The sequence below is a fragment of the Desulforamulus profundi genome (genome assembly GCF_002607855.1).
On sequence record NZ_AWQQ01000088.1, the window covers coordinates 159,172 to 184,919 of the forward strand.

Here is a 25,748-nt window from a genome sequence, read left to right on the forward strand (position 1 = left end):
TCCCGGCCTTTCAGATAATCAAACAGCTCGCCAAACCTGTAGCCGGCTCCTTTGCCGGCGGCAAACTCCAGGATACTGCGGATGAATTCTGTATTGGCGTCGTTGATTTTTTGATTCTCAAGCGTTCGATATCCTCTCCCAGTTCCTCCACGGCCACTCCCTCAGCCCCGTCCTCCTCCTGCCTGAGCCGGGCCTGGCGCTCAAACAGCGACAACAGATTAAGCTTCCGGTCAGGATTGGGCCTGAACAGGGGATTCAACAGTTTCCACAGGGAGGGGACGACGCTCTCATCGCATCTTTCCAGCCGCACCAGGATTTCCCGTTCATAGTCATAGTTCCGGGCCAGGGATAAAGAAAAAGAATCGGCTATGGTTTCTTTGTATATCTTTGACAGGCCGTGCCGTTCGAGGATTAATTCCTTCTGTTCGTCGATGGTGGTATTGATGTTTCTTCTGATGACGGCGATCTCCGAGCGGGCTCTCTTCATCTCCTCATCCAGGGTTCCCCTGGAAGCTTCCTCTTCTTTAAGGCGTTCCTCCGACAGCACGATCATGTCCCTGATTTCATTCATGATGCCGTACTCTTCCTCCAGCAGGGTGTAGGTGCTGCCGACAAGCCTTTCAAACTCCCGGATGTCCACATCGTAAATGTTTTCCCGTATTTTCTGCATGAACTGCCTGATATCGTTCTTTTTCTGCCTGATCATTTGCACCAGGTTACCGCTCTGCCCGATGGCCTTCTTGTAATTTTTGCGCCTGATCAGTTCGCGCAGCTTCAACTCTTCAATGGTGAAGCTGATCTCCTGCTCCACTTCCTTGGTTCTAAAGAGTAAATCATAGCCCTGGTCCGTAAGCTGGTAGGTCATCACATATCCCCGGTCGCTCTCCTTCAGCTTGTCGTCAATAAGCCTGACCCGGGTTGGGGCCATACCCTGCCCGTACCTCATCACCGGGTAATATCTTGCTTCTCCGCCGTTTTGCAATATGTCCTTGATGATGTACTCCGTGATCTTACGAATGGTTATCAAAGGAAAATCCAGGCCGTAATCAGGGACAATCCTTGCAACAAAGGCTGCGATACTATCTATGGTGCATTCCTCATCCTCTGTAAGAGTCCTTTCCATGATGAATACAAGGACGGAGAAAATAATATTGTCAAGCTGTCCCGGCTCAAACAACCTCTCCATGTCCATCTTCCGGTTGCCGCGGTTTACAATCGAATCTATAGCCGCCACAATCTGCATCCGTTTCTCAAAACCTTCGAGAAACTCCAACTCCCGCATATCCATTGATCCGTTCCCTCGTTTCTAACTCAGGATACTCGACACCACCTGGTAATTGACTATCTCTTGTGGTATATACCTGCCCTTTTCCAAAAAACCGTCAGCACATCGACCCTGTCAAACCCCAGCATGGAAGTGAAGTCTGACAGGGGAGCCTCCACCCCTCTTTCATCCGGTGACTCCGGGAGTTCCATGCCTTCAGCCAGTTTAAGCATCAGCTGGTACAAGGCGGAAAAAGGTTTGATGTCAAGATTGGGATTGGCCCCCCTGGCCCGGAAAAATAGGCGGATCCCTTCCCGATCCAGGTCTCCGAAATAAAGAAAACGCCCGGCCTGTCCCCTTTTGCCCCCCAGCATGACGGCATTGTATTCCTCCAGGGCGCCGCACTTGGAAATCTTATTGCCTTCGCCGTAAAGAAGCACATCCACAGGAGTGCCGGCGACTATGTTCTTCCCGGTATCCTGCATTAGCTTCCGGAAAGTAAACCAGGTATCCTTGTTTTCCAGGATCAGTACGGTCATCTGCTCCGGGCGGGCATGCACATACTCAAAAAATGGCTCCGGAGTATCGTAATAGTTCAGGAATTCCTCCCCCAGACCATTGTACCTCAGCACTTCCCTTACAAGGCAAAATGGTTGTCCAGCAGCTTTTCCCCGCCCCACACCGAAAATGACCGTTCCTTGCGCGACATGGGTTCTTCAAGCAATCCCGCCGAGTACCACAGATACCGGCTTAAGCCTCTACAATCTCCCGGTGTTTTTTATACAATTCCGGCCTTTTGAGATAACCCGAGATATTTAAGGCGGGATTAAGATGACGGATGGATTCAAAATATCCCGAGAAATCTTCCTTCGGTTTAATAATGCGATATTTATTGAACAAAGGCGGCAACCTGCCGTTCAACCCGGAAGACTTGACCGGTACAAGAATTCCATCGTCCACCAGTGTTTCAACCACATGGTGGAAAAGACCATAATCCGTTTCTTTGATAACCTGCTGTAGTTCTGTTTCAGTAAGAATTGTTTTTCCATATTCAAATAACTTTTCAACCGAACTCATAACAATCGCCTCTTTTGGATCCTTATATTCTGAATATCTACTAACTTTATAAATAATCCGGTTAAAAAACAGGTGTACTGTATTGGAATCAGCACACCCTAATTATACAATAATTATACAAATTTTTATAATTTCGTGACTTCCATTTTAGCCCACATATGCTTTTTATAATTAACTTGAGTTCTTTTTATTTGAAAGAAGACTTCCTAGAACCCATGTTCATTAAGAAAAACCAATTCTCTTTTCAAATGATCACCTGCTTGTCACGCAGGATACATTCCTTAATCCGAGGAGATATTATATCCAAAAATCTTTCCATGGTTAATACCTATCCAGACATCTTAAAGCCCTTTAATAGACATTTTTCGTATTAAGAGAACAAGACTCGTAAAGCTATTGCATAAATCAACTCACAGCCCTTGCCAGTATTTGGACTATTTCCTCAAGCTCAGCATTCATGGGTATGGCAGTCAGTACTAAATTCACACTTCTTCTACCGGCATTGAGAGAAGCCCTGTGGTAAAGCATCCCACGTTTTTTCAAGGACTCCCATGTTTGCTTTTTGCAGGGATACACCAGGCAACTGGTAATTTTCTTTGCCTCAGGCTGAAACCTTTCGCCCATGGCCGGGCCTGGCAAGAACCTCTTCATCGGGACTCAGCCCTTGAGTACCCACAGCCATAGCCAACAGACATTGAAAAAGTTAATCGGCCAAGTATCTTTGTGGCCCTCTAAATACTTCTCTTACATGCCAGTTAATATAGGAATCCTTCGGCCTGTAAAGTGGACTCTGGGGAGGCCGTATCTCTTTCCCATGGTATCGCATCAGCCATTCTTCAAACCCTTCTGTGCCATGAGCTGCTTCCGCTACTTGGAACTTCAATGACTCGTTTAGAGTAAACACTCCCCGGTCAAACAATTTATGATGCATTGTACACAACGCAATTCCGTTTTCTTCCTGGTCCGGCCCCCCTGCCTGGTGCCACTTTATATGAGCAGCCTCAACGGCAATTAATATATTCCCCAATCGAACATTAAAGCCACAAACAGCGCATCTGTACTCATAGGACTTTAAAATACGTTCCCGAAACTGAGGATCGCGACGTAACTTTCCGGCTAACTCCATATCCAAGCCAACTTCATTGAGTACATCTTCATGCATGGTTTCAGGAAAATTTTGCCCTAATAAAATAATTGCCAATTCACTGATTATTTCATTTAACGGCTTGGGCTGGCGCTTATCAATTCTTGCCCCCTCTTAGATCATAGCTAGCTCTAATTTATGCTTTCGCTTTTCCCAATCAGGCATAAGCCTTTCCAGTAATTGAAAAAAGCTGGACTGTGGTCGTGGTATTGCAAGTGACACAATTCATGAGTAACGACATAATCAATGCACTCCTTGGGCGCACGGATTAAATCTGCATTTAATGTGAGCGTTCCCTTCTTAGATAAACTCCCCCAGCGCTTTTTCATGCGCCGAATCCGGATTCTTGGCTTAGACAAGAAGTGTTTTCCAAAATATGGCCAGTATCGCTCAAAGCTCTCACTGAATTTCTCTGTGGCTTTTTCTAAGTACCAATCTTCAAGCAGCTTTTTAACCTTTTCATAAGCAGGATTCTCTTTCACTGTAATATAGAAATAACCATGAGTAAGCTTTACCTCATCCCTATCACCGGTGGCAATCTTGAGGCGATATTGCCTTCCAAGATACAGGTGTGTTTCCCCACCAATATATTGTCTTTGAGGCGTTCTCGGATTAAATTGCGCAAAATAATCCAGTTGCCTCTTGATCCAACGGGCGCGTTTAACAACTATCTTTTGCACTTCTTCGTATTCCGTCCCCAGTGGCGCTTTAATCACTACGCTGCCATCTGGATGGACCGCAATTTCCAGGGTCTTTCTGTCGACATAGAAAACATGGAAACAAATAATCTCTTTGCCATAGGTTATTGTGCCGCTATTTAAACTCATTTCACGCTCCTGTGCTTAGCCACTTGCATTGTTCGCTCTATAATCTCGTCCATCTGGTCAAGACTGAATGCAATACCCTTATTTCCTTTGACCTCATCATATAGATAGTCGTCGATATCGTTAATAGCCTGTTTCTGGGCATCATTATCGTCCCAGAACTGAACCTTCCAATGACGGCTCAATATTTCCTGAACAGCCAAAGCCACATCTGCAGTGATGTCCTGGCATTCACTATCTTCAAGATGATGTTGCTCAAAGAATGGCTTGAGAACGCCAAAGTACGCCATAGCATCTTCGTTCCCGGCCAGTTTGGCAGGGATGTCATCATGATGTTTAGTAATAACTTTATTCCGAATATCGGAAACCTTGCTCAGGTATTCCAAATCAGAAATACGTTTTGTTCGAAAATCCTCGATAGACTGCTGAATCAGCTTGGAAAACTTTTCATAAAATGCCGGATCTTCATTCATCTTTCCGGTAATAACCCGCTTAGTCGCATGTGCAATGGCGTCTGCTTTGGCCGCTGTTGTTTTACATCCATAAAAACCCTGCTCCTCCTTCACCTGATTGAACATTTTGTCATCAAAAATGTTCACCGGCTCATTCAATTGAATAACTTCATTTGCTTGGATGTGCGTATCGAGCAATTTCTTAATCTTGGGCTCATAATCCCGGTAATCAATAGTTTCAGCGTAACGGAGCTTTACCGCTGCTTTAAGATTCTGAAACCGCTTCAAGTCTGCTTTATACCGACGCAGTTTCGCCTCATCGATATTCATAATGAAGGACTCGGTCGACAGAGCGATCCCCAGTGTTTTGCTGTACTCCGCCAACCGCTGATAGAAGTCCTCTCTAATGGCAACATCGGAAAGGAGAACCTCGTAATCTTCCTCGTCATAACTGTTCTTGACTTCTTTGAAAAGATCCCAGAGATCGGAGTACCGCTGAGGAAGCTTCTCAACCTCCGCGTTAACTGAAGTCAGGGTACCAGCCAAATCATTCTCGTCGAATTCTTCAAGCGCGCCATACATAGTGAGGGCTTTATCCAGTTCGCCCAGAACACTCGCATAATCTACAATGTACCCAAACTCTTTTCCCTCATAAAGGCGGTTCACTCTCGCAATTGCCTGCAGCAGTGTGTGTTCGCGTAAAACACGGCATAAGTAAAGAACCGCGTTGCGTGGAGCATCAAATCCGGTTAACAACTTGTCGACCACAATCAGAATTTCCGGCTCAGTCCCATGCTTAAATTGATTGATAATTTGCTTAGTGTATTCCTCTTCGCTACCGTAGCGCTTCATCATTTTTTGCCAGAACTTGACCACCTCGTCAGTCGGCTCATCATCTATCTCCTCATAGCCTTCACGGGTATCTGGCGGGGAAATTACTACATCGGACGTTACAAAACCAATTTCATTGAGATACTGGTGGTACTTCAACGCGGCAGCCTTATTCGGCCCAACCAGTTGGGCCTTAAATCCCGTTCCCTGCCAGTTAGCCCGAAAGTGTTCACTGATATCAAAAGCACGCATGTAAATAACCTGTTCTGCCTTATTCAGCATCTCAGCCCGGGCATATTTCTTTTTCAGATCCGCCTTCTGTTCTTTGGTCAGCCCTTGTGTATGCCGGTCAAACCATAGATCAATAGCGGTTTTATTCTGCTCCATCTCCACGTGACGGCCTTCATATAATAAAGGAACGACTGCCCCGTCTTGCACAGCCTGGCTAATGGAATAGTGCGGTTCGATTATACCGCCAAATTTTGCGAAGTTGTTTTTTTCCTTCTTCATCAAAGGCGTACCAGTAAAGCCGAGGTAACAGGCATTCGGAAACATCTGCCGCATCCTTGCTGAGAATGAGCCGAAGTTTGTACGGTGACTTTCGTCAATTAGCATAAAAATGTCGGTAGAATCATCCTGATATTTTTTGATATTCATAGCTTTGTCAAACTTGTGAATCAATGTCGTGATAATGCCCGCTTTGTGTTCTGCAACCAACTCTAACAGATGCCTTCCCGATGTTGCCCGGTTCGGTTCCAAGCCGCAGGCAGCAAAAGTGTTCCCCAACTGCTTATCCAAATCATCACGGTCAGTCACCAACACGATTCGCGGGTTGGTGACATCCGGGTCCAGGGCAAGATTTCTCCCCAGCATTACCATTGTCAGTGATTTACCGGAGCCCTGAGTATGCCAGATTATGCCACCTTTGCGCTTGCCCTGACCGTCTAGCTGCTTGACACGTTCAAGAGTAGACTTGATGACGAAAAATTGCTGATAACGGGCAATCTTTTTGATTCCGCCGTCAAAAACAGTAAATTTGAAGGCCAGCTCCAACAGGCGCTCTGGACGGCATAAGCTGTATAGCGCCTTGTCCTGCTCTGTAACCAAACGTTCGCCTTCAGCCTCCAGAGAATCGAAGAATGGGCGTGCAACAGCGAATTCACCGCAAAAAGCTGCTTTTTTGCTTATTTGAAAGGGCAGAATTGACCACTCTGGCAACGTCCGCCTCTTTATCGCGCTGCTCCTTCCACACGCCCCAAAATTTGGCGGGTGTTCCGGCAGTGGCGTATTGTGCGGCATTTTTATTGATTCCCATTACCAGTTGCGAGTAGACAAATAACTTGGGGATGTAATCGTCGCTCTGATTACGGATGGACTGGGAGATAGCTTGTTCAATTTCGACTTTGGGCGACTTACATTCAATTACGGCAAGTGGAATACCGTTGACAAAGAGAACAATATCCGGACGCGCTGTTTCCGTACTGCGGGAACGCTCCACGCTGAACTCTGCGGTTACGTGAAACTTGTTGTTCTCCCAGTTGCGCCAGTCGACGTACTTCAAATTAAAGCTTTTCGAATCGCCTTCAATGGTCTGTTCCAGGGCTGTACCCAGGGTGAGCAGATCGTATACTACCTCATTGGTCTTCAGCAGGCCATCATATTTGACGTTCTTTAATTTCTGAATGGCCGACTGGATATTTTCCTCGCTGAATAGATATTTGCGCCCTTTGTAGTTGATACGGTTGATCCGTTTGAGCTGGTCACGCAGAATGCCCTCCAGCAGCACATTGCCGTTTTTACCCTGGCGCTCTTTCAAAGCCTGTGCAGGGGAGAGATATTCAAACCCCAGATTCAACAGGACCTGAAGTGCCGGGATCTGAGAAAGGTATTTTTCATTAAACTGAAATCCTTGCATCAAGCCCCCTCCTCACGTTCTGGCAACGTTGACGCCTTACTTTTAAGACATTCTTGTAATTCTATAGCCCATTTATAGTTGCTAATTATTTCTATAACAGAATCAAAATCATCCTTGTCGAGCCAATGATATTTTGGGATTCCGCATTCAATTGAATTAGTCACAACATCTATGATGCTTTTTTGAACATCTGTGTCAAGACCTGCCAAGATGTCTAGTGTTTTAGATAAGTGCTCCTTCTTAAAACGAATCTGATTTTGCTCGTTTGTAAAGCATTCCAGCACAATTCCTTTAACGAAATCTATAGGCCATTTTTTGTCTGATTCAGAGATGACTTCCAGCATATTGATCGCGGAGCTCGCATTCCCTTCGGCGCATTGAAGAATATTTCGACCAAGTACACATTGTTCATCAGTAAATAATTTTGCGACTTGCTCAGGATCATTCGAGAGAATGAAATTAATTGCCGGGTTTTGTGTGTACCAGTTATGCGATTTAAGATCTTCAATGATTCTACCAACACACCGGGTCATGCTTACCCCAGAAGCATAAAGCTTTGTGGATTTAATGCTCTCTATCTTTTCCTGAAAACGATCTTTCTGACGGTTCGTTAAAACTTTAGAGATTAGAAGGTCTTCTAGAATCCGCAAAAGACTAGGACGACTATCACTCTCATCAAGTATATTACCAAGAAGATAATCTTGAGCTCTTTGACCAATTTTGGAATAAAGTTCTGAATCTGATAAAACACGAATGAGAGTTTTCGGAAATTTACTTACCTGTCCATGCCATTGATCATGACTGAGAATATCTACACCAATTTGTTTAAGAAAAGCTTGAGTAAACCAAACGCCGCGAAAGAAGAATACCTTCATCGTTGAATCATCGGCTATTTGCTCCAAACCTTTCCAGTATTTTTCAAGAAACCATATGTAAATTTTCTCGTCAATTTTCATAAGAATCTCTTTTGCAAACTGTTCAACTGTGTCACGTTGATCATCCAGGTAGTTGGGATCTTCCAGAAGATTCTTCAGCAATTGCCCTCCAAACCCTTCGCGAAGCTTCACTGGCTGAGACAATACATATTCCACAACTACTGCTGCAGCATGAGAAACCTGTTCTTCTGATGGAGCTTCTTCATAAGGATGACCATAGAGACAGCGCATATCATAAACATGAGTTAAGATTGTATGTGCTGAATCTGATAGGAATCCGTAAACACGAGCTTGCTCGAGCACAAATTTATCAACTGATTTGTGCTCAACTTCTCTCTGTTCAATTTGACCAACGATTCTCCCCGCTGTACTATCACGCTTTTGCGCTTCACGAAATCGGCGTTTAAGTGATTCAGCACAGGCCAGCCAGATCATGACATATGCAGCCCTTAATGCATTGTTACTAGCTGCCTTCACAGCATCCTCGAACAGAGGAATATCATCATCAGATAGGATTCTGTTTTTGTAATTGGTAAGGTCAAGCATCTTTAAAATGCCTCCTTGTCAGTGTTTACCTGCCACTGCCCAGTCAGTAGTTTTTGCATCAGGCCGCGCTTTTGCTTGCGGTAGGAATCAGCCAGTCTTTTTAGAAGATTGATTTCCTGCTGTGCAGTATTCAAGACCTCCGCTATTATCTGTTGCTGCTCCATTGAGGGGTAGGGAATCTTTATAGTCAAAAAGTCTTGAATACTGATTTGTTTACCATCCCTAATTCCAATTACAGCAATTCGAAGATATTTTTCTATAAATATGTATGACTTGAAAAAGTGCCTGTAAAATTCGTCATGCAATACTACCTTGGGGCGGAGAATTGTATATGCCGGACTAACTATCCCTCTATAGCGGGAGTATTCAATCCCTCCTTGAAATGAACGAAGGCTGATAACAAAGTCACCTTCTTGAACTAGCTTATAAGATGACGTACTTCCTTCAGGAGACATTACTCGACCTTCAAGCATTCGTCGAGGAATTACCCCTCGATCTTGTGTAACCGAAAGCAACTCTTCCTCAGGGTGGTGTTTTTCTGTAACATTGTCGAAAAGCTCTTCTGCTCTTAAATGCTCCCATTGCTCGCACTGCCCACTAATTAAGGTCTTTATTAGCCAAGTAAACTGCTTCTCCTTGGCTGTAATAAGTTGCTCAATCTTTTCGATGACACTCGAACAGCATTTTAAAAGAGAAACAATTTCTTTTTGTTCAAAGAGTGGCGGAACCGGAACAAAGCAGTGTTTTTTGAATTCAGTCGGATTTATGTTAGCTTGGCCAACAGCTCTCGTCGCAATGCGTTTTATAGTCTTTTGTGCACTATAACTGTTAAGCCAGTAATTCAAAAATTCTGGGATAATTAACTTTTCATTGACTTTAAGCCTTACCAAATATGATGCAAACACTACTTCATCATCCGAATCGAAAATTCCAACTTTACCGACGAGGTCATAGCTATTTGTTCTATTTATTAAAATATCGCCTTTTTTAAGAATGTACTTTGATCGTTCTTCTTTTGACAGGTTAGCGCAAATAAGATTAGTGGTCAGTATACTTCCATTTTGAATATCCTTCATACCTAGTACATTTGTGTTACCATTTTCTGAGGCAGAGGTATTGGTACCGTACTGAGAATCGACTAAAACTTTACCGACAGGAAGCAACTGCCACCCTTTGGGTAACCTTTCCCTCCTCAGTGGATGTAACGAGAGTTGATTAGCACTCATACTCCAGCCTCCTTGATTTTTTCTGCCATCTTTGCTCGAACATCAGCCAGTTCATTTTCCAACTGCTCGATTTCCCGCTGCACAGCATAGATGTCGATTTCCTCCTCTTCCTCAAAAGTGTCAACATAGCGGGGAATATTGAGATTGAAATCGTTCTTTTTAATTTCCTCAAAGGTGGCTAAATAAGCATATTTATCTACATTCTCACGGGCTTTATAGGCGTCTACGATCTTTTGGATATGTTCATCCGAAAGGGCGTTCTGGTTCTTACCAGGCAGATAATCCTGGCTGGCGTCAATAAAAAGCACATCCTTGCGACTTTCGTTAGCCCCGCCTTTTTCCCGGCTACGGTCAAAGACCAGAATGGCCACCGGGATATTGGTGGTTGGGAATAGGTTTCCCGGCAGTCCAACAACGGCATCCAGCAGATTTTCTTCAATCATGCTCTGCCGGATACGGCCTTCGGCAGCTCCACGGAACAGAACGCCATGCGGCACCACAACAGACACGCGACCTTCCTTTTCCAGCGCAGCCTCCACCATGTGGCTGATGAAGGCCCAGTCTCCTTTGCTCTTGGGCGGAACCCCGCGCCAGAAACGATTGAAGCGATCGCTTTCGGCTTCATCGGCACCCCATTTGTCCAGCGAGAATGGCGGGTTGGCAACTACAATATTGAATTTCATTAGACGGTCATTTTCTACCAGCGCAGGCTGGTGAGCGTATTGCACCATTCGATGCGGGCACTGTCCGCCCCATGCAGGAACATATTCATACGTGCCAGTGCCCAGGTACTTCCGTTCACCTCCATACCGAAGAGAGCGAAATTTCGATCCTTTACTTCACGGGCCGCTTCAATCAAAAGACCACCGGAACCGCAGGCTGGGTCGCAAATGCGGTCTCCAGGTTTGGGACCGGCCAGCTTGGCCACCAGCTCCGACACTTTATGAGGAGTATAGAACTCGCCGGCCTTTTTACCGGAATCAGATGCAAAGCGTTCAATTAAGTAGATATACGTATTGCCGATGACATCCTCGGAAACTCGGCTGGGCCTCATATCAAGCTGCGGCTTGTTGAAATCCTCCAGCAGCATCTTGAGGCGGCGGTTGCGGTCCTTCGTTTTGCCGAGGTTGGCCTCGCTGTTGAAGTCGATATTGCGGAACACGCCTTCAAGCTTGGCCTTATTGGCCTCTTCAACAGCATCAAGAGCTTCGTTAATCAACTCACCAATATTGGCCTCGTTACGTTGTTCATAGAGGTCATAGAAGCTTGCGCCTTTCGGTAAAACAAAGCGCTCACGCTCCAGTTTTCTACGAATTCGAACATCATCGTCACCATACTGCTTGCGATACTCTTCATAATGATCTTTCCATACATCCGAGATGTATTTCAAAAACAGCATTACCAGTATGTAATCCTTGTACTGTGCGGGATCGACAACGCCACGGAAAGTGTCGCAGGCCGCCCACGCGGCATTGTTAATATCTTTCTGATCGATTTTAATAGTATCCATTTTTTCATTCTCCTTTAGCCAGTTTCATTAATGTTGATGCAATGTACTGCCTGCGTTTGCTCGCAATCTTTTTAATCAGAAATTGTTCTTCCTCCTCGTAAGTAGCTACCGTTATAATTGTTCTTTGCCGCGCAATCGGGGGGATGAAAACATCAAGATTCTCCAATGCCTGTTTGTTAATCATCTTCAGCGCGGTTCCTTCCGCACAACTGGCCAGAAGGGCTTGTGCCGGTTCCTGATTGATAAACCAATTGAGATACTCGGGAATAACAAAATTACTCTTTACCCGAATCCGCAGAAGGGGAGCTGCAACAACTGCTTTACCAGGATCATCAGTCAATATAGCAGATGATGTTACTTGCCCACGAGAACGAAAAATGAGATCACTGATCAGAAGGTAGGCATCCCGGTAGGTTGCACTTTCATCTTCCTCTTGCAGAATCCCATCCACAGTGACCGGCTCTTTCCGGTACGTATGATTCCGGGTAGAACTATCAAACAGCCAGCACAGGAAGGAAAGTTTTTTCCCAAACGGGTGGGCCACCAAACTTTCCTATGACACCACAAACCGGAAAGGCGAGCCAATGAGACGGTGGCGGTACGTCCCAATTGCAGCGGATCTGATACGGATATTTAAAATAAGCTGTCAGTTCAACCCAGTTATTTTCCCATGACCTGATAATTATGGGGTGCCTTTTGCCCCACTTTTCTTTGAATGTGCGTAAAGGCCAACTCTGCTTCCTCGATGGTCAGGGCCTGGTATATCTTCTTGAGATCCGCCATTAACTCTTTTTGTTCCTTGTATGGCACATATTTCAAGGAATTGCGGATTTGGTGTATAACGCATAACTGAATCTCTGTTTTGGACCTTCCTCTCCAAGAATAAACAAATAGAGCAGCTCTTCTCAACCTGCTTCCATGAAGCAAAGTTACACTCGTAAACCTTCATGGTCCCCTTAGCGCCGCAATTCACGCAGTCCCCGTAATGCCGTGTAATCATACCACTCTCATCAGCGGCCACAATTTCTTTCGTGTTGGTACCCAACCACCTTCCCATAAAAATTAAAGGAAGCGGGTATGTTCGCTACGGAGCGAACCTCGCTTCCTTTAGATACTTATACAGTAATTTAATAAGGAACGGTTGATGCGTTACTAACCGTGTCGCTCATCAATTTTTACTGTTTCTCTTATTATCATCTGATTTCTAAAATTTAGCCAAGCGTCAATGCCAAATTGTTCAAGTATGTTACAAATACACTCGTATACTTTCATCTTCTCTGGCGTATCAAAATAATACTCAACAATTGTAAACTTATACTTATATCCATCTTTTACCATAACGAAACTCCTATAAAATATTTATTTTGCCTTCAAGAAAATCTGACCCGTCTTGTAAACGCCATTATTTGCTCTTTTCCTGATTGCCTGATTGTCAGGCAAAAGGATAGCGTGATAGATCATCTCACCGCTCAAATAGAGCAAATCCAGAAAGAAAAACAGCAGTTGGCGGAGGATAATGAGCGCCTGATGGCACTGCTCAACAAGCGCAATAGCACCATTTTTGGCCGTTCCTCCGAAAAGAAGCCGGCAGCTCAAAGTGATCAACAAACAGGTGGTCGCGATAGCGCCAATGATCGTGCGCCAGATCAAGGCAGGAAGCGGGGCGCCAGATTCGGTCATAAGGGCCATGGACGCAAGATCCCCAACATTCCCGAGGTCGAAGTGTTTCATAAGATCCCGGATGATCAGTTGTATTGCCATATCTGCGGGAAACGCCGGAAGATCACCAACCTCTATGAAGTATCTTACGAGATCGACTATGAGATAATGCTCGTACTCAAGAAGCATATACGCCAGAAGGCCTTCAACATCTGCAACTGCCGCGGCCAGAGATCTGTCACCGCTCCCAAGCCGCCCCAGGTCATACCCAAGGGGAAATTCTCCAACGCTCTTCTGGCCCATATCCTGGTCATGAAATTCTTTTTCCAGATCCCATTGCACCGGATGTCCATGATCATGCGGATGCAGGGACTTGAAATCAGCGAGGGTACCCTGACAGGGATGCTGAAGAAGCTGGAGCCGCTCCTTGCGCCCCTCTATCTCTTGCTGGCGGAAGTCAACCGCAGTGAAGACCACTGGCATGTCGACGAGACTGGCTGGATGCACTTTGTCCAGGTACCCGACAAGCAGGGCTGACACTGGTGGCTGTGGGTCTTTGTCTCTCCCATGACGGTGGTGTTTGTCCTCGATCAGTCCCGCTCCAGCAATGTCCCCCTGAAACATTTCGGCGAGAACGCCAGGGGCACTGTAAACTGCGACAGGTTCTCCGCCTACAGCAAGCTTGTAGCTCTCATTGAGGGATTGGTGAGAGCGCTCTACTGGTCCCACTTCCGCCGGGATTTCCTCGATGCCGGCAAATCGCTGAACTGCCTGAAGGCATGGGCGGATCTCTGGGTGGCCAGGATCGCCGAGATCTATCGCCTCAGCTATGGCGGCTGGCCGTATTGGATAAACCGGAACTCTTCAAAGCTGCTCAGTCGGCGCTGGAGGGCGCCCTGGAATCGATGCTACAATCGATCCGCGCCGAACTGGAAGATTCCAACCTGCACTGGCAGCAGCAGAAGGTGTTAAACAGCGCCCCAAAAGATTTGGGACGTTCTGACCGTCTTTGTCGATAATCCCTATGTTCCCATGGACAACAATTTGGCCGAGCGATGCTTAAGACCGGGCGCCCTAGGACGCAAGAACTACTACGGCATCCACTCCGAGTGGAGCGGCAAACTGCTGGCGGCCTCCATGTCGATCCTGCAGACGGCGGCCAGGAATGACCTGAATGTCGAGGCGTATCTCAAGTATTACCTGGATGCCTGCGCCAGCAACAATGGTCCCCCGCCGGACTTGGAGCAGTTCCTGCCGTGGAACATTCCGGATGTGATCATCCGGGAGTATGGAATGCGAACCGGGAGGAAGCATCATGGTCCTGGCTGATTTCCCGCTTTCTATCTGCGGCCGGTCTCTTACCCTTGACGACATCGAGATGATCCGTCAGATCATTGCTTCTGATCCCTCAGCAACCCGGGAGCAGATCTCCCGGGATATCTGTCGTGCATGGTCCTGGTTCAAGCCGGATGGAGGTCTCAAAAACATGAGCTGCAAGGTGCTGCTCTTAAGGCTGCACCGATCCGGCCTAATTACCTTGCCGGAACCCAGGAAGAGCAATGGCAACGGACGGAAGTTCTCTCGCCGGACGGAGCAGGGTAAGGCCAGGGAGAAGATCGCCGGCCCGGTACAGTCGCTGTTGCCTCTGGAACTGCAGCGTGTTGTCTCCAAAAAGGACTCCTTCCTCTGGAACGAGTTGATCGACCGCTATCACTATCTTGGCTACACTCCTCTGCCGGGCGCCCAGGTCCGCTATCTGATCAACTCTCCGGCAGGCTATCTCTGCGCTATCGGCTTTTCTGCCGCGGCCTGGAAGGTGGCGCCCAGGGATGCCTGGATTGGCTGGAGTACAGAGCGCCGGGTGCAGAATCTGCATCTGGTGGTCGATAACTCCCGCTTTCTGATCCTCTAAATACTTCTCTTACATGCCAGTTAATATAGGAATCCTTTGGCCTGTAGAGAAAAGCTTCCTGTCAGATATTGCTTTTTCATTACTGCAATTTTAATTTAAACCGATTTCCTTTTTATCCTAAAATGTTATTTAATACCATATTAAAATAAGATGGATATTTTCTTAGCAATTCACGAACAGCTTGCACATTTTGCTTGACCTTCCGAATAATAACGTTCTTGGGCGAAGGTGAAACATCCACAGTTAAACTTAAATCCATTGCTATAATACGGTCAGCAAATCCCAATTCATAAAACATAATTGCCGAAGTATAAGGTAAACCATATTTCAGTCTTTTTTGCAACTCCTGAAGGTTGCTAATGATATTATCGTTATTTTCTGGATATATAAGTTCTACAAGTTCAACAATAGCCCCGAGAACAAGTGTTCCGCCATAAGCCAAGGCATTATCACAGATATCGATAACATTCTCCAAATCGAAATGTCGCAGTCGCGTTTTGCTAATGAGTCTAGCACCCGAATCTTTGATAATCTCATATAACTTGTAGTAGGGTTCTCCATTAATCCAACTGGATGCAATATTAATTAAAACCTCTGGTCTATCACACTTTTTAAATGTGATATTTTGAATATTGTCATATAAAATAGGCCATAAAGTTACAAGTAGTTCATCATGAGAATTACAAGCAATTAGTTCCTCGATATGTTGTCTCACCCAATCTTCAATCGTAATAGAAGTCCAGACGCCATATAAAGTTTTTCCAAACAACTTTCTTTTTGCCACTTCTGGAACTCTTTGTGCAATATGACTTGCAAGTAGTTTGAAAAGCTCTACAATCAGCTCTCGCTGTTCATCCTCGGCTAAGAAATATGCAAGCGTTCCTTCAGCAAGTTCCGCTATCTCATCTTCCTTAAGCCCCATATTAGTGTCGTCCCAATGCGCCATTAAATAGCTTTCAATAGACGAGATAATGTTCATCTTCCATGTAATCTGTCTTTGCAATCCTTCTTTTGTAAAACCCATCTCTACAAAATCCGAAGCAATTCTTCCTGGAAGAGTATCCACAGTCGAAGGATCCTGAATATAGTATTGAACAAAGCTAAGAGGTTCCATCGGAATAGTATTTTTATAATTATCACTGTATAATGGCTCAAAAATTGATAAAAGTGTACTAGCGCAAGGTTCGGAATTATCAGGATTTAGTAGCTCGTTAACCTGCCACCACCGCCACCTCTCCTTCCATACATTCCGCTTATCAAAGATAAATGGATCAGCAAAAATAATGCTACCTTCCGTATGCATTCCCGAACGACCAGCACGACCGATCAAATTATGAAAATCGCGAACCTTGATACGTTCAGTGCCATGATAAATACTAGTTACTATAAGATATCGGATTGGAAGGTTCACTCCTTGAGCCAAAGTGGACGTGCAAATAACAAACCTTGCTAAACCTTCCTTCATAGCATGCTCAACGGAAAGTCGAATTCCTTGTGGAATATTTCCATGATGGGTAAAGATACCATGACTGGCACCCTGTGTTGCTGTGGCTTCAGCTCCTAGATTGCACTCGTGAAGGAAATATAATCGGCTAATTTCATCTTGGTCTGAAAAATCAATAGGTTTTGCAAAAGCAAGGCCTCGATTATATGCATCAACAACCTTTTCACATAAACTAGAGGCGGTGGACTTTTTGCCCACAAAAACCGCTACACTGCCATTTGGAACAAGCTTTAGTCCTAGATATAGTGCAATAGTCTGCCCATCATTCTTCTCTGGAAATAAGCGCTGCTTGCGCTCTCTTATTCTAAGTTGGAGTTGTTGCGCTTCGATAATTCTCGGGACAAAGAACTCCACGTTATTAGGATCTTCTGTGGTCACGAATTCTAAACGTCCTAGTTGGTCCAACCAACTAGCAAAGGCTACCGTTCGGTAAGTTGGTATTAGGTTAGTACCAGAGACTACTTCGAAATCCTCCTTATTTAACCAATTACCGACAGCTTCGGCATTACTGATTACTGCTGATATTAATACTGTCTGAATTCCTTTCGGAACCATTGACTTAAGTGATGTCAGGAGTAGTTCGTAGGTGATCCCACGCGTTCCGTTGTCGAACATATGTCCCTCATCATAGATTAGTAAGCCAATATTTTGAGCCAACTCAGGAACATGGCGGAGTACATAGATTAGCTTTTCAGGAGTAACGATGAGAATTTGCTTTCTTCCTAACAGTTCCTCAATTTCAAAATCAAATTGAAACACATCTGAAAGTTCATCTATATTCACAGACTCATTTTGAAAAGCTTCAATGAGGCTGTTTCTGATTTCATGGCACAAGGATCTAAATGGAGCGACGATCACAGCAAGGGACGTCCGCTCTGAAAGAAAAGCACTACGTATAATAATTTCAGTAGCTTTGGTTTTTCCTGCACTCGTCGGCATCTGAATTACTGCTGACTTCCCTCGAAAAACACCATGCTCACCAAGAAGGTGTTGGGCTGGCCATAATTCTCGAACGAAAGTGTCTTTCTTTAGCGCATTTTGCCATTGTTCAACACTAAGGTCAGTATAACGTGGTAAACAGTACCAGCCAGAATTCATATAAAGTTTCTTCACAACAGCACTGATAACATCGGCAAAAAGTAACTGTCGTGGTGTACCACTAACGTAAGCGGCCTTTCTGAGATGATTAGTCAATTCAAAAAGAGTATCCTCACCATTACCATTCTCAAAATAGTGTACAATCCATTGTGAAATTCCATTAATGTATTCTGCATAGATTCCTTCTGATTCATCAAAGTATGTTGAAAAATCTCTCTGAAGGAGCCAACGCAGCAAATCTTCCAGTCCTAAGCACTCTAGATCATAGTGGTCCTTACCGAGGCGGTTTGCTAGGACACTTGAACTACCAGGCAAATCACATAAAAAGTAGGAAGCAGCTCCTAAAAGCAAGAGATAGGGTTTAAGATCTGCATTAAGTCGAGACTGCAAAAATGCATCAAAAAAGTGAGCCGAAAACTGAAGGTGGTTTTGTAACTCCTTCAGATAAATCTCTTTGACCTCTTCCGAATTTGTTCGCGCTGCGTGATCGCCTAGCAAGCCTATAGCCAAAGTAAAAAGCCTTGATGGATCTCGAATAATTTTGATATGATGCTCTTCAGGAACTCCATATTCGTACATCTTTGCCTTTGATCGAGTAACCCCTAGGAGTAATTGTGACCTTCTTTCAGGCTTCATCCGCAGCCCTCCTATAAAGCTCATGGACGAGATCCATCATTGCGTCACCGTGAATGACAAGAAGCTTAAGATTTCTCGCGTTCGGATGCCCATTAGCGTTGGTATCTGACACAGTATTTGTAACAAAAATATTTGTAGAGAATAGCGCTACAGCTCCAAAAACTTCTTCATATGGACGATCCTCCGGGTTCTGGAATCTTTCAATGCGATTAGCTTCTTGAAGCATTTTTGTTTCAAATAAGCGTTGTTTAATTGCGTTTAATGACTCTCCTTTTCTTGTAATATCTTTCGCAGAATCATCTACTGCATTTTGAAGTCTTGGTTTTGCCTCTCGCCCAGTAAATTGTGCTTTTGCCTCAAAAATTGCAAGTGTATCATGCCTTGAGTCTTGCCCATCCCTTTGGATCCTGAAACCTATAATGTCACAACCTTTTGTAGATTCATTACGAATTGTTTTATCTCCATAACGAGTACGGGGTACCCAGAATTTGAGAATATACTCGAGATAATCCGCTACCAACACTTCACCAAAATCACCGGAACGAATACTTGGGCCTGGAGGGGCAGTGAGGTCAGGAAATTTGATTTTGTTTAAATACTCAGTACGAGAGTAACCATATCCCCGCCTGTAATAATCTATTTCATTGTCAAGACAATAGTGATTTCGGAAGTGCTTCGCCCAAGCAGACAGAACTTCTTCATCATTTTCATGACGAAATTCCCATATCTCCACGGGCTTGCCATCAATCGTCATCAGTTGTTTACCCGTATTCACGAGCCACTTGAGATGTTGCGAAGTCCATGGCATTACAAATGCCCACTCCTTTAACAATCAAGTCCACAAGGATCTCCTGTGGCTTAGTTTACAATCCTATTTAACTATTTAACCCATAATATCTGTTCCAGTCACTGCATAGCTTGCGAGAATATCTTCGTGGTTGTAAGTCATTATCTCTCTCTGACAATTCGCTCTGCCTCTTCATGAGTTACAGCATATAAAATCGGTCATAAATAATAATCGACCAGATCCCTCCAAATTCATTCTCTGAGCGGGTAAAGCCAGCAACCTTCTCTACACAATTTTGCCACATTTATATGAAAAGATTTTTAACCTAAAATTTGTATGATGAATTCTTTTACCGCACCCCGAACCAATTGATCGTGGCAAAACTGGTTATGAAAGTTTCTAAGGCATCCGTAGCAAGAGGTCTCTTCCCCACAGCCACATTGCCCGTTAACTCGCTGTAGAGCCCCCCATAAGACCTTTCGCATTTCTGGACCAATACGCTTTGCATGTCCTGCACCGCCCGGGACATTATCGAATATGACTATGGCCGGGTTTGTACCTAGGTTGCCGTAATAATACAGGCAGCCGTCAATGTCCGTTCGGGCGATGGACAGGGCACTGCTGGCACCCTCAAGTAAGGCATATAAGAGGGACAGCCAGAATTCGTGGGGTTTACTGGACACCCCCTCAAAGCGTAGCTCCACGGTGTCGGACATAAATTCATGTCCAAGGTGGCAAAATTGCAACGTTCCATCACACTGAGACCCGCTGGGCCTTTTGTGGGGCTTGGGCTTTTTGGAAGATTTTTTCCCTGCTTGCACGGCATATCCACATACAAAGCAAAGCTTAAAGCCACCCTCTTTGCCACCACGGTTGACAACCGCCAGCTTCCCAAATGGGGAATAGTGCCAAAGCAACTGGCATTGTTTAAGACCGATCTGACCTTCCCGGATTTCATCGGCCCGGTGCTTATACTTTTCTTCCAAGTCCTTGTAATATTCTGCAAAGTAGACCCGGGAGCTATAGCTGCGATGGGGCCTTTTCTCACCGGGGATCTCAGGCTTTTCCTGGCTGGTCATAAACCCGAAGATAGGTACGATGAACCTGACGGGGGGTTCTAAGGGCTCAGCACAAGCCTGGCACTGTTTTGAAAGGTCCCCGCTAATCCTGGAGCTATGGTAACGGCCGCATTTTTTGCAAACGCTATAGTAATACTCATCCCAGCCCAGTTTGGGAACACGTTTGAGAGCGGTGCTGGTCCACAACCGACCCCCGGCTACCACCTGGCTCCCAGGAGCATATTCCGAGATGGCAATCCGCAAGTCCCTGTCCAAAGATAGCCTGGCGGCTTCGACAGTGTGGGAGTTGATTTTTAGTTCCACCACGTCCACTGGAAAACCGTACTTTGGCAACACATTTCTTGAGCAGAGGTAGCTTAGTAAATTGCGGTTTTTAATGGTACTAATGATATCCAATAAATAATCTGATTTTAATTTTGCTTCATCCAACCGCTGTTTTTCTTCCCAGAGTTTAATGACATCCTCCTTTACTTCTTGGGCGGCCCTCACTAAAACCCCCTTATCCTCTGAGAGGAGGTTTTCTACCCATGCCCATTCCGTTAGTCCAATCTGGGGTGCTATCTTGGTGGGAACAATATTTTTTAGCGACTCTAAAACTTCCACTGGCCTTGTTTCAATAAACTTCGAGAATTCTTCCAACCCACCAGTTGGCTCTTCCGGCCGGAAAAAGGCGTCCACGTTATTGAAGTATTCGCGGTAAAGACGGAAAAACCGTGATAAGGCAACCGCGTTTACATGTCGCAAGACGATTTTTTCATTGGTCATTTCGAAATGGGGTGGGTGAATGAGGCCAGCGATCATGTTTTCGGGCTGGGCGAAGTAATTTAAATCGTGAGGCCTCCGTTGAGCATAGGTGAGGGAAAAAGCAGTGGACTCGGTGCGCCGGCCGGCCCGCCCCGCTCGTTGTACATAGTTGGCGGTTTCCGGTGGCACGTTGCGCATGAAGACCACCTCAAGCTCACCGACGTCTACCCCCATTTCAAAGGTTGTAGAGCAACTCAGCACGTTTACTTCACCATTTGAAAACTTCTCCTGCAGCTCCGCTGCTGCTTCACCGGTGAGCTGGGCGGTGTGCTCTTCCACGACCATAGGGATGGGCACGCTGTTTAAATAGAGATGGCGGTAATGGTTGTTGGCTAGAGACTGGTCCAGGTTCACTTCCACCAGTGTGCCCTGGCAACGGTACTTGGGGCATACGCCTTCCAGGTTAATCGAGGAGACTGTGCCACAGGCGGTGCAGCGATACCACTTGTCCCCAGCCCTAGAGGGTGAAATTTCCCACATTCGGTAGTCCACTTGATAAACCGGACCGGTCTCCTTTTTGTTGGTAACCCTGAAGTGGTAATTCCAAGTGGGCGAACCTGCTTTGGTGAAAATCTCCCAGAATCCTTTCCCCAGTACCCTTCTACACTCTTCCTGGGCTTCTTGAGCTTCCATACCCGTCCGAATGAAAATTCTTGAAAGGTAATCTATCCGAGCATTTAGTTTGTTCGCCGAGGGGAGCCAGGCAAATACCCCGTCCTTTGGTGAGGCCCCATCCTTTCTAAAAAAATGCTGCCGGTTGCGGGGTGCAAAATGGGTATCCTTGGGCGAGATGTCCTCCGGAAAGGTGATGGCTCCTTGGTGACGGAAACTGTTCAATAGCATTTGATGGAGCTGCCAGGTCTTGTTCTCATCCCATTTGAGGGTATTGGTGAAATAGGATACCGGCTTCCAGTTTTGGGGCTTCACCGCTTGGATTTTCAACAAACCCAGGCCCTCAAGGCTATGGCCTTTATCTATGGCGAGCAATTCCGACATCACCCAGCGATACGCCTCGGCCTGGCGTTCAGAATGGCTCTGGTAGTGACTGAAAAGGCCCGAGTTCTCCGCCTCTTTGGTCAAGAGGGGAACAAGGTCGTTAACACGCAGAGCAGGAAGGCCTGTCCCCTGTAAAACCTTTACCGTCAGCCGGCGCCAGAGGATCTGCTGGTAAGTGCGGTTGAGATAGGGAGCAAAGAAGGCCGCATCCTGCCGGCTATCGGAGAAGACTAAAAGTTTCCGGCCGTGCTCATCCTTGGTTTTTTCCACTTTGGCCTCAATAAAGTCATCACTGAATTCATCGTCTTCGCCGCTCTCCTTGTCAAACTGTACCGGAGGTATAACCTCGTCCAACTTCACCGGCACCTTTTCATAAAGGGCGGTCGCCAAAACTGCGGTCGGTGCATCCTGGCCCGTTATAAAACGCATGATGAGATCTTCCGCCCGAGCGCCACAGGACAGGCATTTTTGTTGTTTGTTACCCTTTGGGATTACAAGCCTTTGCAGTAGCCATATTCTCTCTTCCGCCGGCTGCTGGCAGAGGCAGCCCTTCATGGATGAGTTTTTCAGCCTGATATAGCCACAAATAGAGCAAAGCTCATAGATCTCGGAGCAGGTGTCGTCTTCATCGGTTGAAGCTGCCAACACTTCTTCATCCTCATCGGCAACCGGGTCTTCCTGACCACGGCGGCGGATTAAAAAGCAGTCCAATTTTTCATAGCTTTCACTGTTTTGAGGCTGTGCCAGCCGGTTTTCCGGCGTAATTGCCCCTACAATGTATTCCTGGCCGCAGCGTTTGCAAGTGCCCAGTTCAAAGACCGGGAACTCCTGGCCGTTATCGGTAATTGATTTTTTTCGGTCAAGATATAGTTTTTTGGCCGGCCACAGGGAGAGAAAAGCGCCCTCCAGAGCCCGGACAAATAAATGGTAGCGAGCGGGTAACAGGGGTTGGTCTCCATCCCCCGGTTTGGCCAGCACAGCCAGGTCTACGAAAGCAACCAAATAAGCCTGGACCTTCTTTCCGGTTACGTGCTCCGCAAGGTCCTCTGCCACCAGTTTGATCCCGCCGAAGATAGAACCGGCCACTGTGATCAGGGACGAAGGATTTTTCAGTGCCTCCCTTACCTTAAAGAGGGTTTCGTCCTTCTTCAAAATTTCGTAGAGTAAACGCTTCAAGTCCCGGTTTTCGCCGGCCTTATTGACAGCGGAGGTGATGACCTCCGTTGGCAAGCAGTAGGTTTTGGCGACATCAAGCAAAGTGTTGAAATCCAGGCGGTTTTCCTGGAGAGCTTGCCAAAGGTCCAGGTAGAATTGTGGGTCTAGTTTACCCCAGGGACGCCCCAGTTCATTGACAGGTAACCGGGTGGCTTCGATCACGTCCTGTCGTCCGGGCTCCCCGGGAACCCATTCAAAGGCCTCGCCAAAGAGTTTCTCCCCAAACTGGACCACTGCCGGGAAGTCTTCCCGGCCGCGACCCAACGTGGCGCTGGTGGCGATACACCGCAAAACTCCTTTTTGCCCTTGCACCACACGGTCTTTGAGCCGCCTCAGTAGCATGGCCATCTCTATGCCTTTGGCCCCGTTGTAGCTATGGGCTTCGTCAAGGACAATAAACCTCCAGGTAGGCCCCCAGTGGTTTTCAAAGAAGGTGCAGTCTGCCGGCCGCATCAGAAGAAACTCCAGCATGGCGTAGTTGGTCAGTAAAATGTGGGGTGGCTTCTCCCGCATTTCTTCCCGGGACAGCAGCTCGTTGGGTATCCTTTCTTCTTTGGGGAAATGCTGCCGGAAGTGTTTTTCTGCCAGTTGATTGGTTTCCTTTGTTTCACCAGTGTACCGTCCAAAGGTAATGAAGGGGGTGTCCCGCAACAACCTGCGCAGTCTCTTCATCTGGTCGTTGGCCAGGGCATTCATGGGGTACAACAAAAGTGCCCGAACACCTGGGGCCAGTTTTTTCTGCTCATGCTCCACCAGGAGATGATGTAATATGGGGATTAAGAACGCTTCGGTTTTGCCGGAACCGGTGCCGGTAGCGACAATTAAGTTCCTCTGTTTACCGACGATTTTTTGGCTGGCCTCTTCCTGGTGCTGGTATAAGGGCCTGTCTAAGTCCAGAGTGTTCCCGAACTTCTGAAACCCTGTGGACAAGAGGCCCTCTTTAATTAGCTGACGAATACACTTGCCTGTTTGAAAGGCTGGGGTAATCTCCAAGTAAGGCCCTTTTACAAACCGTTCAGGCTTTCTCAGTTCCTCTGTTAGTTGTTCCTGCAATTCCGCATCCGAAATATTAAAGGTGGTGGCTAGATAGCGGAAGTAGGAGTCATTGATGTGCTTTGTTACATCTATTGGGTTTAAGCCCATCGTTACCCTCCTATAACCAAACGTTTAAGAGTATTTCAAAAAGACAAAGGTCATGGCCGTACAGGTCTGGACAGGATCTAACCACTTCGTAGAGGATCGGTTCCCAAAGAGGGCGTTCCTCTACCAGGTCCCGGGCCAGAAGACGCCTACGTAAAGCGCAAAAGCTGACCAGGTAGGGGAAATTCACCAGGGGCAGGGTACCTTTAAAGGAGCAACGCCTTTTCTTGAGCGTGTTGATTATATCAACGTTAATAATTTCTTTCTGCTGCCATTCGTCAAGCTCTGCGTCGGCGGCAGCTAGGTATTGTTTTGTCAGACTGTCAAAGCGTTCTTCCGATTTATCTTGCTTGATCCCGATCAACCAGCTATAAATTTCGTTGGCGATAAAATCACTGTGGAAGAGACCTTCGGGGTACAGGCCGATATTTTCAAAGAGCAGCTGTAGTTCCTCCAGGTCCTTTTGGGCGATGAGGTTTGCGCTGTCAAAATCTCCTATTATAGGCTTAGGAACCTTCGGCAGGATGGAGTTGCAGATGCATTCAAAGCTAAAGAGCTTATTGAGGCAGTTCGGCAGGGTTTGCCGGCAGACCTCGCCGCTTTTTCTTCTGAATGGGCCCAGAGCAGGTCTACCGAATAACAACTCCAAACCGGGTCTGCTGAAATACTGTTCCATGTGGTCATAGAGAGATTGATAACGGCTACCGTTTAGTTCAGCTAAAAAACCGACGGCGGGCCAGTGAGCCCAAAGTATATCTACTTCCCAGTCTTCCAGTTGGTTGAAAAGGTCAAAATTTTTTACCATCTTATCCAGTCCCAAGCCCACCGGGACCGTCTTATCTAACTGCCGGCCCTCCTGGGCCCATTGGGCTATGGCTTGTAAAATCAGTAACTGATTCGTTTCCGTTAAATAGGGTTTTAGATAATAACTGAAATCAACGAATCGATCACAGCTTCCTTGACTGGCAATGGCCTGATAAGTGGCGACAATTTGTCTAGGAGACTGTTGAAAAACTCCAAACAATAATAACCAAAAATAGATATTTTTAGCATAACAGGAAGGAAAATAGAGATATTTGTAGAAATAAATACCTATCATCAGATAGGGAGTGCTAATTTAATATGTTAAAGCAAAAAGGACGTCAATTATCTATAACCGACATTGATGTATTAGAGCAATGGAGTAACAGACCC

General features: G+C 46.1%; 21 protein-coding genes and 2 pseudogenes. 4 read left to right on the forward strand and 19 right to left on the reverse strand.

What is annotated here, in order from left to right:
• Positions 1 to 10 precede the first annotated feature (10 nt).
• The 15 genes and pseudogenes from P378_RS13860 to P378_RS19750 all read right to left on the reverse strand — a co-directional run bounded on the left by P378_RS13860 (position 11) and on the right by P378_RS19750 (position 13,413).
• Positions 11 to 1,288 carry a hypothetical protein gene (locus P378_RS13860; RefSeq protein WP_099083660.1) on the reverse strand — a complete coding sequence of 426 codons (1,278 nt, stop codon included), beginning with the start codon at positions 1,286 to 1,288 and terminating at the stop codon, positions 11 to 13.
• Positions 1,289 to 1,341: 53 nt separating this feature from the next.
• Complete coding sequence (locus tag P378_RS13865; RefSeq protein WP_143338494.1) at positions 1,342 to 1,896, reverse strand: Wadjet anti-phage system protein JetD domain-containing protein; 555 nt, start codon at positions 1,894 to 1,896, stop codon at positions 1,342 to 1,344.
• A gap of 118 nt (positions 1,897 to 2,014) precedes the next feature.
• Positions 2,015 to 2,341 (reverse strand): hypothetical protein, encoded by a 327-nt coding sequence (locus tag P378_RS13870; protein WP_099083662.1) that lies wholly within the window; start codon positions 2,339 to 2,341, stop codon positions 2,015 to 2,017.
• Between the two features lie 703 nt (positions 2,342 to 3,044).
• Complete coding sequence (locus P378_RS13880) at positions 3,045 to 3,587, reverse strand: phosphorothioated DNA-binding restriction endonuclease (protein ID WP_420796007.1); 543 nt, start codon at positions 3,585 to 3,587, stop codon at positions 3,045 to 3,047.
• A 29-nt stretch (positions 3,588 to 3,616) separates the two neighbouring features.
• A complete protein-coding gene (locus tag P378_RS13885) occupies positions 3,617 to 4,312 on the reverse strand; it encodes a M48 family metallopeptidase (RefSeq protein ID WP_207654055.1) in 696 nt (231 codons plus the stop codon).
• The gene (locus P378_RS13890; RefSeq protein ID WP_207654056.1) at positions 4,309 to 6,810 is read right to left on the reverse strand and encodes a type I restriction endonuclease subunit R; all 2,502 of its coding nucleotides are present in this window, start codon (positions 6,808 to 6,810) and stop codon (positions 4,309 to 4,311) included. Before P378_RS13890 ends, P378_RS13885 begins: the two co-directional genes overlap by 4 nt.
• Positions 6,752 to 7,507, reverse strand: a complete 756-nt coding sequence (locus P378_RS20215) for a type I restriction endonuclease (RefSeq protein ID WP_207654057.1) — start codon at positions 7,505 to 7,507, stop codon at positions 6,752 to 6,754. Before P378_RS20215 ends, P378_RS13890 begins: the two co-directional genes overlap by 59 nt.
• Positions 7,507 to 8,988 carry a hypothetical protein gene (locus P378_RS13895; protein ID WP_099083664.1) on the reverse strand — a complete coding sequence of 494 codons (1,482 nt, stop codon included), beginning with the start codon at positions 8,986 to 8,988 and terminating at the stop codon, positions 7,507 to 7,509. Before P378_RS13895 ends, P378_RS20215 begins: the two co-directional genes overlap by 1 nt.
• A 2-nt stretch (positions 8,989 to 8,990) precedes the next feature.
• Complete coding sequence (locus P378_RS13900) at positions 8,991 to 10,214, reverse strand: restriction endonuclease subunit S (protein WP_099083665.1); 1,224 nt, start codon at positions 10,212 to 10,214, stop codon at positions 8,991 to 8,993.
• A complete protein-coding gene (locus tag P378_RS23120) occupies positions 10,211 to 10,945 on the reverse strand; it encodes an N-6 DNA methylase (RefSeq protein WP_274378730.1) in 735 nt (244 codons plus the stop codon). The genes P378_RS13900 and P378_RS23120 overlap by 4 nt, the downstream gene beginning before the upstream one ends.
• Positions 10,912 to 11,724 (reverse strand): class I SAM-dependent DNA methyltransferase, encoded by an 813-nt coding sequence (locus tag P378_RS23125; RefSeq protein WP_274378731.1) that lies wholly within the window; start codon positions 11,722 to 11,724, stop codon positions 10,912 to 10,914. The genes P378_RS23120 and P378_RS23125 overlap by 34 nt, the downstream gene beginning before the upstream one ends.
• Before the next feature lie 4 nt (positions 11,725 to 11,728).
• Positions 11,729 to 12,268, reverse strand: coding sequence for a restriction endonuclease subunit S domain-containing protein (locus P378_RS13910; protein ID WP_207654062.1), 540 nt, complete (start codon positions 12,266 to 12,268; stop codon positions 11,729 to 11,731).
• 70 nt (positions 12,269 to 12,338) lie between these two features.
• A pseudogene (locus P378_RS13915) lies at positions 12,339 to 12,588 on the reverse strand (transposase); the annotation flags it as partial.
• 288 nt (positions 12,589 to 12,876) lie between these two features.
• A complete protein-coding gene (locus P378_RS13920; protein WP_099083667.1) occupies positions 12,877 to 13,062 on the reverse strand; it encodes a hypothetical protein in 186 nt (61 codons plus the stop codon).
• 21 nt (positions 13,063 to 13,083) lie between these two features.
• Positions 13,084 to 13,413 carry a hypothetical protein gene (locus P378_RS19750; RefSeq protein ID WP_180261109.1) on the reverse strand — a complete coding sequence of 110 codons (330 nt, stop codon included), beginning with the start codon at positions 13,411 to 13,413 and terminating at the stop codon, positions 13,084 to 13,086.
• 138 nt (positions 13,414 to 13,551) lie between these two features.
• Between P378_RS19750 and P378_RS22005 the strand changes: the two are divergent.
• From P378_RS22005 to P378_RS13940, 4 genes and pseudogenes are all read left to right on the forward strand, one after another.
• Positions 13,552 to 14,196: pseudogene (locus P378_RS22005) on the forward strand (IS66 family transposase); the annotation flags it as partial.
• Positions 14,197 to 14,228: 32 nt separating this feature from the next.
• Entirely contained in the window at positions 14,229 to 14,402 is a 174-nt protein-coding gene (locus tag P378_RS22010) for a hypothetical protein (RefSeq protein ID WP_238473246.1), read from the forward strand.
• A gap of 25 nt (positions 14,403 to 14,427) precedes the next feature.
• The gene (locus P378_RS13935; protein ID WP_180261111.1) at positions 14,428 to 14,712 is read left to right on the forward strand and encodes a transposase domain-containing protein; all 285 of its coding nucleotides are present in this window, start codon (positions 14,428 to 14,430) and stop codon (positions 14,710 to 14,712) included.
• Positions 14,699 to 15,295 carry a Druantia anti-phage system protein DruA gene (locus tag P378_RS13940; RefSeq protein ID WP_099083671.1) on the forward strand — a complete coding sequence of 199 codons (597 nt, stop codon included), beginning with the start codon at positions 14,699 to 14,701 and terminating at the stop codon, positions 15,293 to 15,295. Before P378_RS13935 ends, P378_RS13940 begins: the two co-directional genes overlap by 14 nt.
• 112 nt (positions 15,296 to 15,407) lie before the next feature.
• Here P378_RS13940 and P378_RS13945 read toward each other — a convergent pair whose 3' ends face one another.
• From P378_RS13945 to P378_RS13960, 4 genes are all read right to left on the reverse strand, one after another.
• The gene (locus P378_RS13945; protein ID WP_099083672.1) at positions 15,408 to 18,533 is read right to left on the reverse strand and encodes a DEAD/DEAH box helicase; all 3,126 of its coding nucleotides are present in this window, start codon (positions 18,531 to 18,533) and stop codon (positions 15,408 to 15,410) included.
• Positions 18,523 to 19,341, reverse strand: coding sequence for a Hachiman antiphage defense system protein HamA (locus tag P378_RS13950; protein WP_099083682.1), 819 nt, complete (start codon positions 19,339 to 19,341; stop codon positions 18,523 to 18,525). The genes P378_RS13945 and P378_RS13950 overlap by 11 nt, the downstream gene beginning before the upstream one ends.
• 299 nt (positions 19,342 to 19,640) lie before the next feature.
• Entirely contained in the window at positions 19,641 to 24,557 is a 4,917-nt protein-coding gene (locus P378_RS13955) for a DEAD/DEAH box helicase (protein ID WP_099083673.1), read from the reverse strand.
• A 10-nt stretch (positions 24,558 to 24,567) separates the two neighbouring features.
• Positions 24,568 to 25,653, reverse strand: coding sequence for a hypothetical protein (locus P378_RS13960; protein WP_143338496.1), 1,086 nt, complete (start codon positions 25,651 to 25,653; stop codon positions 24,568 to 24,570).
• Positions 25,654 to 25,748 lie beyond the last annotated feature (95 nt).

Excerpts from the sequence above, each read along its gene's own strand:
- P378_RS13945 (WP_099083672.1), bottom strand. The coding sequence starts at position 18,533 with ATGAAGCCTGAAAGAAGGTCACAATTACTCCTAGGGGTTACTCGATCA.
- P378_RS23125 (WP_274378731.1), bottom strand. The coding sequence starts at position 11,724 with ATGGATACTATTAAAATCGATCAGAAAGATATTAACAATGCCGCGTGG.
- P378_RS23120 (WP_274378730.1), bottom strand. The coding sequence starts at position 10,945 with ATGGTGCAATACGCTCACCAGCCTGCGCTGGTAGAAAATGACCGTCTA.
- P378_RS13960 (WP_143338496.1), bottom strand. The coding sequence starts at position 25,653 with ATGATAGGTATTTATTTCTACAAATATCTCTATTTTCCTTCCTGTTAT.
- P378_RS13870 (WP_099083662.1), bottom strand. The coding sequence starts at position 2,341 with ATGAGTTCGGTTGAAAAGTTATTTGAATATGGAAAAACAATTCTTACT.
- P378_RS13940 (WP_099083671.1), top strand. The coding sequence starts at position 14,699 with ATGGTCCTGGCTGATTTCCCGCTTTCTATCTGCGGCCGGTCTCTTACC.
- P378_RS13955 (WP_099083673.1), bottom strand. The coding sequence starts at position 24,557 with ATGGGCTTAAACCCAATAGATGTAACAAAGCACATCAATGACTCCTAC.
- P378_RS13885 (WP_207654055.1), bottom strand. The coding sequence starts at position 4,312 with ATGAGTTTAAATAGCGGCACAATAACCTATGGCAAAGAGATTATTTGT.
- P378_RS13895 (WP_099083664.1), bottom strand. The coding sequence starts at position 8,988 with ATGCTTGACCTTACCAATTACAAAAACAGAATCCTATCTGATGATGAT.
- P378_RS13860 (WP_099083660.1), bottom strand. The coding sequence starts at position 1,288 with ATGGATATGCGGGAGTTGGAGTTTCTCGAAGGTTTTGAGAAACGGATG.
- P378_RS13920 (WP_099083667.1), bottom strand. The coding sequence starts at position 13,062 with ATGGTAAAAGATGGATATAAGTATAAGTTTACAATTGTTGAGTATTAT.
- P378_RS19750 (WP_180261109.1), bottom strand. The coding sequence starts at position 13,413 with ATGGCCCTTATGACCGAATCTGGCGCCCCGCTTCCTGCCTTGATCTGG.
- P378_RS13950 (WP_099083682.1), bottom strand. The coding sequence starts at position 19,341 with ATGCCATGGACTTCGCAACATCTCAAGTGGCTCGTGAATACGGGTAAA.
- P378_RS20215 (WP_207654057.1), bottom strand. The coding sequence starts at position 7,507 with ATGCAAGGATTTCAGTTTAATGAAAAATACCTTTCTCAGATCCCGGCA.
- P378_RS13900 (WP_099083665.1), bottom strand. The coding sequence starts at position 10,214 with ATGAGTGCTAATCAACTCTCGTTACATCCACTGAGGAGGGAAAGGTTA.